Origin of the sequence: Blastococcus sp. TML/C7B (genome assembly GCF_016612845.1) — a bacterium.
GTDB lineage: Bacteria > Actinomycetota > Actinomycetes > Mycobacteriales > Geodermatophilaceae > Blastococcus.
The window spans coordinates 1,779,624-1,794,056 of sequence record NZ_JAEOAA010000001.1 but is presented as its reverse complement, the minus strand read 5'-3'; the positions used below and the strand labels follow the sequence as shown (position 1 = coordinate 1,794,056).

At 77.4% G+C, this 14,433-nt stretch carries 14 protein-coding genes and 1 pseudogene; 4 read left to right on the top strand and 11 right to left on the bottom strand.

Annotated elements, in window-relative coordinates; translation table 11 throughout:
• Positions 1-10 precede the first annotated feature (10 nt).
• From JKP76_RS08725 to JKP76_RS08710, 4 genes are all read right to left on the bottom strand, one after another.
• Entirely contained in the window at positions 11-868 is an 858-nt protein-coding gene (locus JKP76_RS08725) for a PHP domain-containing protein (protein ID WP_200490510.1), read from the bottom strand.
• A gap of 63 nt (positions 869-931) precedes the next feature.
• Positions 932-1,546 carry a PH domain-containing protein gene (locus JKP76_RS08720; protein ID WP_200490509.1) on the bottom strand — a complete coding sequence of 205 codons (615 nt, stop codon included), beginning with the start codon at positions 1,544-1,546 and terminating at the stop codon, positions 932-934.
• Positions 1,547-1,604: 58 nt separating this feature from the next.
• A complete protein-coding gene (locus tag JKP76_RS08715) occupies positions 1,605-1,763 on the bottom strand; it encodes a hypothetical protein (RefSeq protein ID WP_200490508.1) in 159 nt (52 codons plus the stop codon).
• A 164-nt stretch (positions 1,764-1,927) separates the two neighbouring features.
• Positions 1,928-2,551 carry a DUF6758 family protein gene (locus tag JKP76_RS08710; protein ID WP_200490507.1) on the bottom strand — a complete coding sequence of 208 codons (624 nt, stop codon included), beginning with the start codon at positions 2,549-2,551 and terminating at the stop codon, positions 1,928-1,930.
• A 113-nt stretch (positions 2,552-2,664) separates the two neighbouring features.
• Here JKP76_RS08710 and JKP76_RS08705 point away from each other — a divergent pair, with 113 nt between their 5' ends.
• Entirely contained in the window at positions 2,665-3,087 is a 423-nt protein-coding gene (locus JKP76_RS08705; RefSeq protein ID WP_200490506.1) for an NUDIX hydrolase, read from the top strand.
• Between the two features lie 39 nt (positions 3,088-3,126).
• On the opposite strand, the pseudogene JKP76_RS08700 reads toward JKP76_RS08705, so the two are convergent.
• Positions 3,127-3,648, bottom strand: a pseudogene (locus JKP76_RS08700) (MaoC family dehydratase); the annotation flags it as partial.
• A 124-nt stretch (positions 3,649-3,772) separates the two neighbouring features.
• On the bottom strand, positions 3,773-4,066 hold the full coding sequence (locus JKP76_RS08695) for a WXG100 family type VII secretion target (protein ID WP_200490505.1): 294 nt from the start codon (positions 4,064-4,066) through the stop codon (positions 3,773-3,775).
• 155 nt (positions 4,067-4,221) lie between these two features.
• Here JKP76_RS08695 and JKP76_RS08690 point away from each other — a divergent pair, with 155 nt between their 5' ends.
• Entirely contained in the window at positions 4,222-8,412 is a 4,191-nt protein-coding gene (locus JKP76_RS08690; protein WP_200490504.1) for an FtsK/SpoIIIE domain-containing protein, read from the top strand.
• A 74-nt stretch (positions 8,413-8,486) separates the two neighbouring features.
• Here the strand turns inward: JKP76_RS08690 and JKP76_RS08685 are convergent, their stop codons facing one another.
• From JKP76_RS08685 to JKP76_RS08670, 4 genes are all read right to left on the bottom strand, one after another.
• Positions 8,487-8,999: a DUF6912 family protein gene (locus tag JKP76_RS08685; protein ID WP_200490503.1), complete on the bottom strand. Its 513-nt coding sequence runs from the start codon at positions 8,997-8,999 to the stop codon at positions 8,487-8,489.
• Between the two features lie 75 nt (positions 9,000-9,074).
• Positions 9,075-10,454: a wax ester/triacylglycerol synthase family O-acyltransferase gene (locus JKP76_RS08680; RefSeq protein WP_200490502.1), complete on the bottom strand. Its 1,380-nt coding sequence runs from the start codon at positions 10,452-10,454 to the stop codon at positions 9,075-9,077.
• A 69-nt stretch (positions 10,455-10,523) separates the two neighbouring features.
• Positions 10,524-11,819, bottom strand: a complete 1,296-nt coding sequence (locus JKP76_RS08675; RefSeq protein ID WP_200490501.1) for a chromosome partitioning protein — start codon at positions 11,817-11,819, stop codon at positions 10,524-10,526.
• Positions 11,819-12,562, bottom strand: a complete 744-nt coding sequence (locus JKP76_RS08670) for an SAF domain-containing protein (protein ID WP_309229891.1) — start codon at positions 12,560-12,562, stop codon at positions 11,819-11,821. Before JKP76_RS08670 ends, JKP76_RS08675 begins: the two co-directional genes overlap by 1 nt.
• A 193-nt stretch (positions 12,563-12,755) precedes the next feature.
• Between JKP76_RS08670 and JKP76_RS08665 the strand changes: the two genes are divergently transcribed.
• The gene (locus tag JKP76_RS08665) at positions 12,756-13,031 is read left to right on the top strand and encodes a helix-turn-helix domain-containing protein (RefSeq protein WP_242471230.1); all 276 of its coding nucleotides are present in this window, start codon (positions 12,756-12,758) and stop codon (positions 13,029-13,031) included.
• 15 nt (positions 13,032-13,046) lie between these two features.
• Here JKP76_RS08665 and JKP76_RS08660 read toward each other — a convergent pair whose 3' ends face one another.
• Entirely contained in the window at positions 13,047-13,616 is a 570-nt protein-coding gene (locus JKP76_RS08660) for a hypothetical protein (RefSeq protein WP_200490499.1), read from the bottom strand.
• 94 nt (positions 13,617-13,710) lie between these two features.
• Here JKP76_RS08660 and JKP76_RS08655 point away from each other — a divergent pair, with 94 nt between their 5' ends.
• Positions 13,711-14,406, top strand: a complete 696-nt coding sequence (locus tag JKP76_RS08655) for a hypothetical protein (RefSeq protein ID WP_200490498.1) — start codon at positions 13,711-13,713, stop codon at positions 14,404-14,406.
• Positions 14,407-14,433: the final 27 nt, after the last annotated feature.

Genomic DNA, 14,433 nt, shown 5'->3' with positions numbered 1-14,433 from the left:
ACGCTGCCGGTCAGTCGCGGAACGGCGCACTGCCGGTCCCGGCGGCCAGCAGCGCCTCGAACTGCTCCGGGTCGGTGGTGCAGGCGGCGATCGGCGTCGTCTTGTTGGTGCCGTGGTAGTCGCTGGACCCGGTGACGAGCAGGCCGAGCTCGGCGGCCAGGCCGCGCAGGTGCCGCCGCTCCTCCTCGCTGTGGTCGGGGTGGTCGACCTCCAGCCCCAGCAGGCCGGCCGCGGCCATGGCGGCGATCGCGTCGTCGCCGACGACCCGGCCGCGCTTGGTGGCCAGGCCGTGCGCGAACACCGGCACTCCCCCGGCCGCCCGCACCAGCGCGATGCCCTGCAGGACGTCGGTGTCGGCCTTGCTCACGTAGTAGGGGCTGCGGTGGCTCAGCAGCGAGGCGAAGGCGGCGTCGACGGACTCCACGACGCCGGCGCGCACGAGGGCGCGGGCGATGTGCGGGCGGCCGACCACGCCACCGGCGGAGGCCTCGACGATCTCGGCCCACACCACCGGGTGGCCGTCGGCGGCCAGCGCCTCGACGATCCGCTCGCCCCGGCCGAGCCGTTCGTCGCGCAGCCGCGCCCGCTCCGCGGAGAGCGCGGGTGCGTCCGGGTCGAAGAGGTAGGCCAGCAGGTGGACGCTGGTCGGCGGCTGGTCCGGGCCGAACCAGCGGCAGGACAGCTCCATGCCGGGGACGACGGTGAGCCCGGCCGGGCGGGCCTCGGCGGCAGCCGCCCAGCCGCCGGTCGTGTCGTGGTCGGTGAGCGCGACGACGTCGAGCCCCGCGGCCGCCGCGGTGCGCACCAGCTGCGCCGGGGTCTCGGTGCCGTCGGAGACCGAGGAGTGGGTGTGCAGGTCGATGCGCATCACGCACCACCCTGCCGTACCGGCGGCCGGGGCACGCGGCGGAGCGCCCTCACTCCGGGGGCGTCAGCGGCGGGATGGGCTCGGTGTCGTGCCGCCGGGCGGGCGCGACCGGCGGCCGCTCGCCGTCCGGGTTGCCCTCGTCGTCTCGCCGGCCGCCGCCCCGCCCCAGTCGGCGCTGAACAGCAGGCCGCTCACCTCCCGGTAGACGTGCTTGGCGTCCGGCATGAAGGTGATGTGCCGCAGCGCCTGGTCCTGCCCGGCGGACTCGAACCGGAAGCTGCCGTACCCGAGGATCTGCCCGAAGAAGGTCTCCTCCCAGGTCAGGTCGGTGATCCGGCGCAGCGGCAGGAGCGTGACGGTGCGGACGATGACGCCCGAGGTCAGCAGCACCCGCCGCCGGGTGACGATGAAGTGCCGCATCCACCACTCGCCGACGCGCAGCGCGTAGTAGCCGAGGGCACCGAGCAGCACGACGAGCCCGGCCACGCTGGTCACCGCGTTGTCCGGGTCGAGCAGGAACAGCCAGCAGCCGAGGACGAACACCGGCAGGAAGCGCACCGTGGGCTCGACGAGCACGGCCCAGTGGCGCCGGGTGGCCAGGACGACGTTCTCGCCGGGGAGCAGGTACTTGTCGGCGTCCTTGCCCGCTCGGGTCGGGAGGACCGGCGACTCGGTCACGGGTGCCTCGCGGTCACGGGTGCCTCGGGGTCACGGGTGCCTCGCAGTCACGGCCGGCTCAGGTGAGCGAGCCGACGAACTCGGAGAGGGACGTCGCGGCGTCCCCGAGCGCCGTGCCGGCGTTGCGGACCATCTCCGCGGACCCTTCCGGGTTCTGGATGACGTACCAGACCACGAAGGCGACCAGGAGCCAGGTGAGGACCTTCTTCAGGTTCACCGCCACCTCCCGAGGGGGCTCGAACGGGCAGGCCGGAGGGAGCACCGGTCTGCGTGGGAAGACCCGCCGGAGATGCGGCGGACGCGTTCGTCCCATGGGTAACACAGACCTCAGGGGCACCGGCCGCGACGCGCCGATCATGAACCGAGGCGGACCGGTCCGGGTCAGGTGCCCGGCAGCAGGTGCTCGCTGGGCGGGCCCAGCGGGAGGTCGGGGTAGATGCGTTCCCGCAGGTCCAGGAGCCGTGGTTCCTCGGCGAGCAGCCAGGCGGCGTTCATCGGCCAGGTGACCACCCAGAGCCAGACGCCGAACGCCTCGCCGACGAAGGCGGCGCGGTCGTCGGTGGTCGGGACGGCCCACAGGGGTGCCCGCTGGCCGGCTGCCTGGACGGCGACCGACGAGGGGCCGGAGATGACGTCGCCGGGGTCGAGGCCGGGCAGCCCGGCGTAGCCGCAGCCCACGCCGGTGCCCGGCTCCTCGGCGACCAGCACCAGCTCGGCGGAGCCGCCCAGCGGTGCCGGCCCGGCGGTGTCGACGACGATGGCGCGTGCCCCGGGTTCACCACCCCAGGCCAGGCCGGTGACCGACCAGCCGACGGGCATCGGGTCGGGCACCCACGCCGGTACCCGGGCGTCGGCGGTGACCGCGGCGATCGCGTCGTGCGCGACCAGCACGGTGTGGTGCAGCGGTGTGACGGCGCCGTGCAGGTGGCACCAGGCCTGGGCGCTCGAGCCGGCGCGGACCTGCAACGGCTCGCCGCAGCGGGGGCAGACCGGCGAGACGCTCATCGCGCATAACCGTCCTGTGACCGGCCGGAATCGTCAAGCGCGCCGGCGCGGGCACGGGTGGCGCGGGACGGTGGGCACCGCGGCGCGGCCGGGCCGCCCGTAGCGTGCCGGTCATGACGGCTGAGCTGCCGGTGGTGCCGTGCGTGGGTGCCGTGGTGCTGGACGAGGCGGGCCGGCTGCTGCTGATCCGGCGGGGCCACGCGCCCTCGGAGGGGATGTGGTCGGTCCCCGGCGGCCGGGTGGAGCCGGGTGAGTCGCTCACCGAGGCCGTGGTGCGCGAGGTCCGCGAGGAGACCGGGCTGGCCGTCCGACCCGGCGCCGTCGTGGGCCGGCTCTCGATCCCGGGCGACGGCGTCGTCTACGACGTCACCGACTTCGTGTGCACCCTGGTCGGGACGCCGGCCGAGCCAGTGGCCGGGGACGACGCGGCGGACGTGCTGTTCGCCGACGCCGCCACCCGGGACCGGCTGCCGTGCACGCCGCGCCTGCTGGAGACGCTGCGTGCGTGGGGTGCGCTGCCGGCCGGCGGTCCCTGACCGGCGGCCGGCGGCGCACCCGCGTGGTCGACCGCGAGGTCAGCCGCGGGGCTTGGGCTCCGGACGGCCGGGCTGCTCGCCGCCGCGGGACTCCCCGTAGGAGCGCTTGGGCACCATGACCTTGCGGCGGAAGATGCAGACGATCGTGCCGTCCTGCTTGTAGCCGATGGTCTCGACGTAGACGACGCCGCGGTCGTCCTTCGACTTCGACTCGGTCTTGTCGAGGACGGTCGTCTCGCCGTAGATGGTGTCGCCGTGGAACGTCGGGGCGACGTGCCGCAGCGACTCGACCTCGAGGTTGGCGATGGCCTTGCCCGAGACGTCGGCGACGCTCATGCCGAGCAGCAGCGAGTAGATGTAGTTGCCGACGACGACGTTCTTGCCGAAGTCGGTGGTGTTCTCCGCGTAGTTCACGTCCATGTGCAGCGGGTGGTGGTTCATCGTGATGAGGCAGAAGAGGTGGTCGTCGTACTCGGTGACGGTCTTCCCGGGCCAGTGCTTGTAGACCGCCCCGACCTCGAACTCCTCGTAGTACCGACCGAACTGCATGGACCGCTCCCGACTCGACGCGCGCGTGGACGGGTCGTGATCCTACGGACGGCCTCCCGGCGGGCGCGCCGCGAGCCCCGGACGGGGGACGGCGGCGGCAGCCGGCCGGGGACCCGTCCGGCTCCCGCGGCCCGGCTCAGAGCAGCGCACCGATCCGCGCGGCCATGTCCGCCTCGTGCTGCTGGTAGGAGCCGGCCACGCTGCTGAGCAGACCGCCCATGCCGTTGAGGGCGTCGCTCAGGCTCTGCGCCGAGCGGCGCCACTGCTCGTACAGCTGGGTGAACTGCACCGCTGCCTGGCTGTCGGTCCAGCCGTCCAGCACCGACGAGTTGATGCTGCCCGACAGGGTGGCCTGGCGGGCCGTGCTCTCCGCGGCCTCGGCCCGGCACTGACCGGCCATCGCCTGCAGCGTCCCGATGTCGACCTTCACGCAGATCTCCTCCTCCGTCCCGGGTCCGTCCCGATCGCTGCGAACGGTAGGTCGACCCGGCCCTCCCGGGCGCTCGTCCGTCCACAGGCCCCGGGTTGTCCACAGCTCCGGCCGGAGCGCCCCACCAGGAGGTTCCCGCCCGGCACGATGCGCCGGTGAGCACCCTCCCGGCCGGCCCGCCGCCCCTCCGCACCCCGCGGTGCTGGACGGTCCGCGGCGCGGAGGGCGCGGTCGACGTCGAGGTCGGGGCCGGCGACGACGCGTGCGTGGCCGACGTGCTGCCGCTCCTCCGCCGGGTCCTCGGTGTGCCGGTCGCGGGGCTCTGGGCTGGGGCCGCGCCTCTGGAGGCGTGCCTGCCGCTGAGCTCGCCGCTGCTGCGCCACGGCGCCGTCCTCTCGGTGGCCGGCCCGGTCCCCCCGCCGGCCTCCACCACCGCACCCCTGGAACTGCGGGTGCTCGGCGGTCCGGACGCCGGCCGGGCACAGGCCCTCGGGCGCGGAGTCCACGTCGTGGGGCGCGACGCCGGGTGCGACGTCCGCGTCGCCGATCCCGACATCTCGCGGCACCACGTGGAGGTCCGGGTCGGCGACGGGGAGGTCGAGGTGCGCGACCTCGGCTCGACCAACGGCAGCGTGCTGGACGCATCCCGGCTCGACGACCGGTTCACCCGCTGGCCGCCCGCGGCACGGCTGAGGCTCGGGGCCTCCACGCTCGCGATCTGCACCGCCGCCGACTCCCCCGCGGTGGTGGAGCCGGCCGGCGGCGGGCGCACGCGGCTGCGCCCGCCGCACCGGCTGCGCCCCGTCCGCGAGGAGCGGGAGGTGGTGCTGCCCCGCCCACCCGCCGAGACCCCGCCGCGCCGCCTGGCCTGGGTGGCGGTCCTGCTGCCCGCCGTCGGTGGCGTGCTGCTGGCGTGGTTCCTGCGCACGCCGACCTTCCTGTTCTTCGCCCTGCTGAGCCCGCTGGTCGCGCTCGGGACCTGGGCCTCCGAGCGCTGGTCCGGCCGGCGTACCGGCCGGCGGGACCGCGCCGCGCACCGCGCCGACCTCGCCGAGGCCCACCGCCGGGTCGCGGACGCCGTGGCCGACGACGTGCGTGCCGCCGAGCAGGAGCACCCCGACCCCGCGACGATCGCCGCCGCGGTGCGCCGCCGCACCGACCTGCTGTGGAGCCGACGGCCCGCCGGCGGGGGCCCGTTGGTGGTCCGCGTCGGCACGGGCCCCGGTCCGGTGCAGGTGACGCGCGTCGAGCAGGACGGCCACCGCGAACGTGCCGTCGCCGACACCCTGCCCGTGCCGGTCGACCTGTCGGCCACGGGCGGCCTGGCGGTCCTCGGCCCGCGCGCGGAGGCACTCGGCGCGCTGCGGGCGGTGCTCTGCTCCCTGGTCGCCCTGCACCCGCCGGACGCGCTGCGCCTGCAGCTCCTGACCGACGCCGACCGGCTCGCCGACTGGAGCTGGGCGCGGTGGCTGCCGCACCTGCCGACGGCCGCCGTGCACGTCGTCCCCGGGTCCGGGGCGGCGGACGGGGACGGCGACGCGCCGCTCCGCGCCTGGGCGGCCGGCCTCGCCGCCGAGCCGGCCGCCCCGGGCGCGGGCCACCTGGTCGTCGTCGTGGACCGGCGGATCGACGGGCGGACCGCCGAACTGCTGCGCGCGGCCCGCGCAGCGGGCCTCCTCGTCCTCACGACCGCCGAGCGGCCCGGGGAGCTGCCCGTGGCCGCGGACGCCGCGCTCACCCTCTCCGGTGAGACCGCGAGCTCCGGCGTGCTCGCCCGCGACGGCTCCGCCGACCGCCCGGCCGTGCTGGTCGACCGCATCTCGGTCGAGGTCGCGGCCCGGCTCGCCCGGGGGCTGGCCGACCTGGAGCCCGCCGGGAGCGGCTCCGCGCTGCCCACCGAGGTCCGGTTGCTCGACCTGCCGGGGTGGGCCGTGCGGCCGGCTCCGGACGGCGCGGCGGTGGGCCGGTGGCCGCAGGCCCGGGACACCCTGCGCACCGACCTGGGCAACACCTCCGACGGCCCCGCGTCGATCGACCTGTGCCGGGACGGACCGCACGCCCTCGTCGCCGGCACCACCGGCTCGGGCAAGTCCGAGCTGCTGCAGTCCCTCATCGCCGGCCTGGCGCTCAACCACCCGCCGGAGCGCTGCTCGTTCCTGCTCGTGGACTACAAGGGTGGTGCGGCGTTCGCCGAGGCGGCCCGGCTGCCGCACACCGTCGGGCTGCTCACCGACCTGGACGGCTCGACCACCGCCCGCGCGCTCCGGTCGCTGGCGGCGGAGCTGTCCCGGCGCGAGGCGCTGCTCGCCGCGCACGGCGTACCGGACCTCGCCGCGCTGCCCGCCTCCGTCGAGCTCGCCCGGCTGGTCATCGTGGTCGACGAGTTCGCCACCCTCGTCGAGGAGCTGCCCGGATTCGTCCCGGGCCTGGTCGGCATCGCGCAGCGCGGCCGCTCCCTCGGCATCCACCTGGTGCTCGCCACCCAGCGGCCGGGCGGGGTGGTCTCCCCCGAGATCCGGGCCAACTGCACGCTGCGGATCTGCCTGCGCACCACCGACGAGGCCGACTCCCGCGACGTCGTCGGCACGCCGGCCGCCGCGCACCTGCCGGTCGACCTGCCCGGCCGCGCGGTCCTCCGCACCGGCAACGCACCACCGCGCCTGCTCCAGGTCGCCCGGGTGGCCGTGCCGGACCGGAGCGCGCCCCCCGCTCCGGAGGTGCGCCGCTGGTCCTGGCCGCTGCACGGCGCACCCTCGCGGCCCGCTGCCGGCGGCGGCGACACCGACCTGGTCCGGCTGGTCGACGCCCTCTCGCGAGCGGCCGCGCTGCGGGCCGGGCCCGGCCCGCACCGGCCGTGGCAGCCACCCCTGCCCGACCGGCTCGCCGCCGAGGAGCTCGACCGGGCGGCCCCGGCGGGCGCCGGTGACGGCGAGCAACCCGCCCGGCTGCGGATCGGGCTGGTCGACCGGCCCGACCAGCAGGCCCGCCTGCCGCTCGAGCTCGACCTCACCGTCGGTGGCGGCGTGCTGGCGGTGGGCGGCCCGCGCAGCGGGCGCACCACCTTCCTGCGCTCGGTGCTGCGGTCCGCGACCGCCCGCCTGGGCCCGGGTGAGCTGCACGTGCACGTGCTGGACGCCGGGGGTGGTGGCCTCGGCGCCGAGGCCGCGACGCTGCCGCACACCGGCACGGCCGTCGGGAGCACCGACATCCTGCGCGCGGTCCGGCTGGTGGACCGGCTGAACCGCGAGGTGGACGCCCGTCGCGCCGCGCCCGGGGACCCCACCGCTCCACTGGTCCTCCTGCTGGTCGACGGGCTGGAGGCCGTCGGCGCGCTGCTGGACGACGCCGACCCCGGGCGCGGCTCGGACGCCCTGCTGCGGCTCGTGCGGGACGGCGCCGCGGTGGGGCTGACCTGCGTGCTGACCGGTGACCGGGCCGTGCCGGGCGGGCGGCTGGCGTCAGCCGCGCGGATGCGGCTGGTGCTCCCCCTGCCCGACCGAGCCGACTACGCCGTCGCCGGCGTCCCCGCCCGGTCGGTGCCCGCGCACCGGCCACCGGGCCGGGCGCTGTGCGGTGAGGACGCCGAGGAGTGCCAGCTGGCGCTCCCCCGCACTCCGGACCCGCGGGCCGAGCCGGCTCCCGGGAGCGCGACGGCGCCGGTCCGGGTCGTCGAGCTGCCGGCCGACCCCGTGCTGCCCGTCGGCCCGGCCGCGCATGCTGCGGCTCGAGGCGCCGGCAGGTGGCGAGTGCCCGTCGGGCCGGGTGGGGACGGCGGTGAGGTGCTCGGGGTCGATCTCGGCCGCAGCGGTGGCCTGCTCGTGGTGGGCGGACCGGGGACGGGCCGCACCGCCGCGCTGCACGCGCTGGCCCACCGGCTCGCGGCCGGCGGCGCCGAGGTCGGGTGGTGGGCACCGGCCGGCCCCGGCGGGCCGGAGGGACTGCCCGGCACGGCGCTCGACCCGGCGGATCCGGGCGCCCTGCGCGCGTGGGTGGACGCGCTCGACGGCCGGCCCGGCGTCCTCGTGGCCGACGACCTCGGCGCGGGGCCGGAGTGCGCCGGGCTCACCACCGTGCCGCCGACGGGCGCCCGCAGCGGGGTGGTGGTCCTCGCGGCCGGGAGCGCGGCGCAGCTGAGCAGCCACTACCAGGGCCCGGTGGCCGCCCTCCGCCGTGCGCGGACCGGCCTGCTGCTGGGGGCGGGTCCGGCGGACGCCGAGCTGCTCGGCATCCGGTTGCCCCGGCTCCCGCTACCGGCGCGACCCGGCAGCGGGTGGCTGGTCCGCGACGGTGTTGCCGAGCGGGTGCAGGTGGCCCGGGTGCAGGTGGCCCGGGTGCGGGTGGCCTAGGTGCGGGTGGCCGGGGTGCGGGTGGCCGGGGTGCGCGAGGACCCGCCACCGCCCGGGGTGGTCCGGTGAGCGGCTCAGAGCAGCTCGAGCGCCGGCCCCAGCTCCTGGCTGGCGTACCAGGCGAGCTCGTGCCCCTCGGCCTGGTCGACGACGAACTGCGCGTCCTCGCTGCCGAGGTCGGCCTCGAGGACGACGTTCACGGCGGCCCGGACGTCGTCCTCGGCCTCGCTGCCGTCGATGTGCGCGCTGGCGACGTCCCGCATCCGGACGTCGGCGGTGATCCGGACCGCGCCGCGCTCCACGTGCGGGTCGTCCATGGGGGTCACCTGGCCGTCCGGCACGTCCGCGGCCAGCACCACCCGGCGCCGAGGGGCGGTCGGGTCGACGTCGAGCAGCCGGAGGCTCGCGCGGGCCGCGGTCAGCAGCGCCGCGTACTCGAGCTCCTCCTGGTCGGCGTCGGGGTCGCTGCGCTCGTAGAAGTCCCGCAGCTGCGGGGTGACCGCGAACGCCGTGTGCGGGCCGGCGAGCAGGCCCTCGTCCACCAGCGTCCGGAGCACGGTGGTGGTGGCCGGCAGGTACACGCGCACGCCGGTTGCCTCCTGTCGTCGATGGGGAGCACGACGGTATCCCGGCCGCCGCGACCCCGACCCCGGAGGCGTCCCTCAGCCGGCCGCCTCGACGAGCTCCGCGACCTGCTGCTCGACCAGGTCGGCGAGGACGTCCACGTCGCCGACGCTGTCGCGATCGGCGTTGAAGCCGAAGAACACGGTGCCGTTGTAGCTGGTCATCCCGATCGACAGGCCCTGCCCGCGGGCCAGCGGCACGACCGGGAACACCTCGAGCATCCGGCCGCCGGCGGCGTACAGCGGCACCTGCGGTCCGGGCACGTTGGTGATGACCAGGTTGAACAGCCGGCGGGAGAGGCCGCGCGCGGCCCGCGCACCCAGCGCGTGGAGGGTGGGCGGCGCGAACCCGGTGAGCGCGATGAGGCTCTCCGCCGTCACCGACCGCCCCGGCCCGCCGATGCCCCGCATGGCGTAGCCGAGGTGCGCCAGCCGGACCCGCGGGTTGGGCTCCCCCACCGGCAGGTCCACCAGGTGCGAGGTGACCCGGTTGCCCGACCCCGGTTCGTCGTCCTGCAGCGAGACCGGGACCAGCGCGCGCACCGACGTGCCCCCCACCACCGGCTCGCCCCGGGAGAGCAGCCACTCCCGCAGGGCGCCGGTCAGCACCGCCAGGAGGACGTCGTTGACCGTCCCGCCGTGCGCCTTGCGCACCCGCTTCAGGTCCTCGAGCTCCGCCCGCGCGACAGCGACCCGCCGCTGCCGCCCGACGGGCGCGTTCAACGGGCTGTGCGGCGCCGGGAGCACCGCCGAACGCACGGCCCGCAGCAGCCCGCCGGCCACACCGCCGACGCGCACCGCCGTGGACCGGAGGTCGGAGGCCGCGGCGCGCGCCACACCGACCGCCGTCGAGGGCCGGCGCACGTACTCGTCGAGCGCCTGCAGGACCAGCTCGGCGCCACCGGGTGCGCGCCCGGGCTGCCAGTCGACCGGCTCGGGAGCGACGGCCTCCGGGTCGACGTCGAGCAGCACCTGCCCGATGTCGATCGCGCTCAGGCCGTCGACGAGGGCCGGGTGGGTCTTGGTCATGACCGCCACGCGACCGCCGCTGAGGCCCTCGATGAGGTACGCCTCCCAGAGCGGGCGGCTGCGGTCCAGCGGCCGGGACGCCAGCCGTGAGACGAGGTCGAGCAGCTGCGCCTCCGTGCCCGGCCGCGGGAGCCCGGACCGCCGCAGGTGGTAGGCCAGGTCGAAGTCCCGGTCGTCGACCCACACCGGGTCGGCCAGGTGCCCGGGCACCTCGGCGACCCGCTGCCGGTAGCGCGGGACGAGGGCCAGGCGCGCCTCGACCAGCGCCGCCAGCGCGTCCAGCCCACCGGGCGGCGCCTCGAGCACCAGCACCCCGCCCACGTGCATGGGGGTGGCCGGCTCCTCCAGGTAGAGGAACGAGGCCTCCAGCGGGCTCAGCCGCTCGACCATGGCACTCCTCGGGCTCGGGAACGAGGGCTCACGCTACGTCGGGCGACCGGTGCCCCGACACTCCAGCGTTCACCCCGCCCGCCGGACGCCGCGCAGCCCGCGGCGGGACGACGCGGGAGCGGGCACCCCGGCCAGCACGGCCGCCAGGGCGCGCAGCTCGCCCCGCAGCGCCGACGCGGGCGCCACCTCCGCCAGCGTCCGGCCGGCGGCCAGCGCCGCGTCGGTGGCGCGGCGGTCGGCGGGGAGGAAGAACGCCACCTCGCGGCCGGCGAACCGCTGCAGGGCGGCGGCGATCTCCGCCCGCGGGTCCCCCGGCACCGGGCCGCGACGGACCTGGTTCACCACGAGCACCGGCTGCACGTCGGGGAGCGCCTCGCGCAGCTCGTCCAGCGCCCGGATGCTGCGCTGCAGTGCGACCGGGTCGGCACCGCTGACGCACAGCACGGTGTCGGCCGCCTCCAGGACGGCGAGCGTCGCCCCGTTGCGCCGCGGGGCCGCGGTGTCGAACGAGAGCTCCTCGTCGTCCTCGAGGTTGAACGCGCAGTCCACGACGGTCAGCTCCGCCAGGGTGCGGGCCTCCTCCAGCACCGTGCCCACCGCCCGCGGGCGCAGCTCCGGCCACCGGTCGGCCCGCGCCAGGCCGGTGAGCACGTGCAGCCGGGGGTGCACCGCCCACGCCAGCCGCAGCAGCGCCGCCCGGTCCAGCGTGCCCGCCCCGGCCAGCCGCGCGGCACCGGCCAGTCCCGGGGAGTCGTCGAGCAGCCCGAGCACCTGCGCGACCACGCCCCCGTGGACGTCGGCGTCGACCAGCAGGGTCGGCACGCCCAGCCGCGCGGCCTCGTCGGCCAGCCCGACCGCGACCGTCGTCCGACCGGGGGCGCCCGTGGGGCCCCACACCGCGACCAGCCGGCCCCGGCCGTCGGGTCGCGCGCCACCCTCCGGGAGCACGCCCAGCTCGGGCAGCGCCGCCAGCGGGTCGGCCACGTCCCGCGGCGCCGGCGGCGCGCCGGCCACGGCCTCCCGCAGCGCGCGGGCGATGTCCTCCGGCTCGGCGTCCGCGGGGAGCACGTGCGCCACCCCGAGCTGGCGCAGCCGCTCGGCCGCCCGGTCGTCCCCCGGCTCGACCAGGCCGACGACCGCGACCCCCGCGGCGCCCAACCGGGCCACCGCGTCACCGTCCAGGCGGCGCAGCTCCGCCGACAGCAGCGCGGCCTGGCCGGTCCCGGTCGCGGCGGCGGCGAGCAGCTCCGAGACGTCCACGCACCGCCGCACCACGGTCACCCCGTGGTCGGACCGGTCCAGGGCGCCGACGAGCGCGGACTCCCACGCGGCCCCGGTGACCGCGGTGAACACCTGGACGGCCATCAGCCGGTCGGCCCCGTCGCGGCCGGCGCGCGGCCGAGGGCGTCCGCGTCGCGCTCCACCGAGTCGTGGACCACGACCACCAGCGGCCGGCCGCCGATCGCGGCGAGCACCGCGGCCGCCTCGTCCTCGGCCACCGCCACCACGACCTGGACCGTCGTCGTAGGGGTCGACAGGACGCCGTCGGTCCGGCCGGACAGCGCCTGCACCGGCGCCCGCAGCACCACGGGGGTGACGGTCCCGCCCGTCGCGGCGGTCGCGCCCACGGCGGGGTCGGCGACCGCGTACACGTCGACCAGGCCGCCGCGCCGCAGGCCCGGCGGCACGTAGCCGGCCTGCACGGGCAGGGCCACCTGCACGAGCCCGGCCGCCTCCTCCAGCACCGAGCCGGGCACCAGCTCCCCCGCCCGGACCGCGCGCGCCAGCGTGCGTCCCGCCGGCCGGGTCGAGGTGGAGAGGTAGGCGTCCGCCGCACCGTCCAGGCGCACGTCGACGGCGATCAGGTCGTCCGCGTCGAGCTCCGTGCCCGCCGCCAGGTCCGCGGCCGCCGCCCACACCGGCACCGTCGCGTCGGCGGCACCGACCACCCGGGCACCCAGCAGGACCGAGCCGAGCACGAGCAGGACGCCGAGCAGCAGCCGCAGGTCCAGCCAGCGCGGCGGGCGGACGCGGCGCGGCGCCGGACCGGTGGCCGGCGCACCCGCGGACGACGTCGACGGTGGCGGAGCGGGACGGACGGCGGTCACTGCACGGCTCCCTCTCCTGCGCGCCGACCTCCGGCGCGCCGGTGCCGTCGGCGCGCTCTGCTGGCGGACGGGTGCCGATAGTGCGGCACGGAGGCGGTCGCCCGCTGCCGTCATCCACACGTTCGGGTGTGGACGGCTGCTCCCGGTCACCGGTGCGGCTGACAGACTGGCCGCACCGGATGGAGAGGACCCCATGCCCACGCCCCGCTTCCTGACGTTGGACGACGTCGCCGAGATCCTCAACGTCTCGTGGTCGCAGGCGTACGCCCTCGTGCGCCGCAAGGAGCTCATCGCCATCCAGATCGGCGGCCGCGGCCAGTGGCGCATCGAGGTCGACGAGCTCGAGCGGTTCATCCAGCAGAAGTACGCCGAGGCCCGCGCCGGCACGGTCCCCCCGCCCGAGACGGCCGGGAGCGAGCAGCCCGCCGAGGTGAGCGCTGACAACGGCGGAGCCGCTCCCCCCGCCTGACCCGCCGACCGCGGCTCAGCCCGCGCCCGGCAGCACCGTCCTGACCAGCACCACCGCGTCGAGGACGACGGTGCGCACCCCCTGCACGGCCTCCGCCCGCCGGTGCACGTCGACCGGGTGCTCGGCCAGTTCCACGTAGTCGGCGCCGACCCGGTCGATCGTGCCGGACAGCGCCGTCCCCTCGTCGAGGACGACCTGCACCGCCGCCCGGTCGCGGGCCAGGCCCCGGAGCGCGCGCCGCAGGTCCAGCCGCGCCCGCACCGGCCCGGCGTCCCCGGCCGGTGCCGTGCGCCGGCCCAGCCCGCTCACCGCGCGCACGGCGGACGCCGCCACCACGCACTCGCGCCCGGCGTCGTCGACGAGCAGCAGCCAGTCGCTGCCCGTCTCCGCGAGCGTGCCCGCGACCGGCCCGGCGCCCGCGCAGAGCAGGACCACGGGCGAGCCGACCGCGCCGGCCACCCGGTCGGCCCAGCGCAGCGCACCCACCTCGTGCCGCACCCGCGACGACGTCTCGGCGCGCTCGACCGCCTCCTGCTCGGCCGTGAACCGCGCCTCCAGATCGGCGAAGAGCTGCTGCCAGCGCATGACCACCTCCGGCCCGAAGCCTAGATCCACAGGTTCGGTTGCGTTTGCGTGCATTTGGTTGCTTTAGTTGCGCTTCACCGACGGAGGAGACGCCATGACCTGGGCACGGCTGGCCGGCACGACCGCGGCCATGGCGGGGATCGCAGCCGCGCTGGCGGCGCTCACCCCCTCGTTCGCGGCGATGGCCGCCGCTGTGCTCGAGGCGCAGCACACGGCGGACACCGCGGGCGCGGAGGAGCTGCTGCTGGCCGCCGCCGGGCTCCTCGCCTGGGGCGCCTGGGCGTGGGGCGCGCTCGGCCTGCTGCTCACCGCCGTCTCGGCGCTGCCCGGCGCGCTCGGCCAGGCGGCGCACGTGCTGGTGCGCGTGGTCCTCCCGGCCGGCGCCCGGCGCAGCGCGGCGCTCGCGCTCGGCGTCGGGCTCGGCCTGACCGGCCCGCTGGCCGGCACCGCCCTCCTGCTCGTCCCCGCACCGGCGGCCGCGGCCGGCCCGGCGCCCACCGTGCCGGACTGGCCCGCGCCCGCTCCCGCGACGGGTGCCGAGGTGGGCGGCCCGGTCGCAGCGCTGCCCGACTGGCCCGTGGCGCCGCAGCTCGCCGGGAGCCACGTCGTCGTCCGCGGCGACTGCCTGTGGGACATCGCCGCCGGCCGGCTCGGCGCCGAGCTCGGCCGGGCGCCCACCGGTGCCGAGGTCGCCGCGGCCACCCGCGCCTGGTGGACGGCGAACGCCGACGTCATCGGACCCGACCCCGACCTCCTGCTGCCCGGTCAGGTGCTCCGCCCGCCGCCGTGAGAGCCCCGCGGCCCCACGAGCACCGCA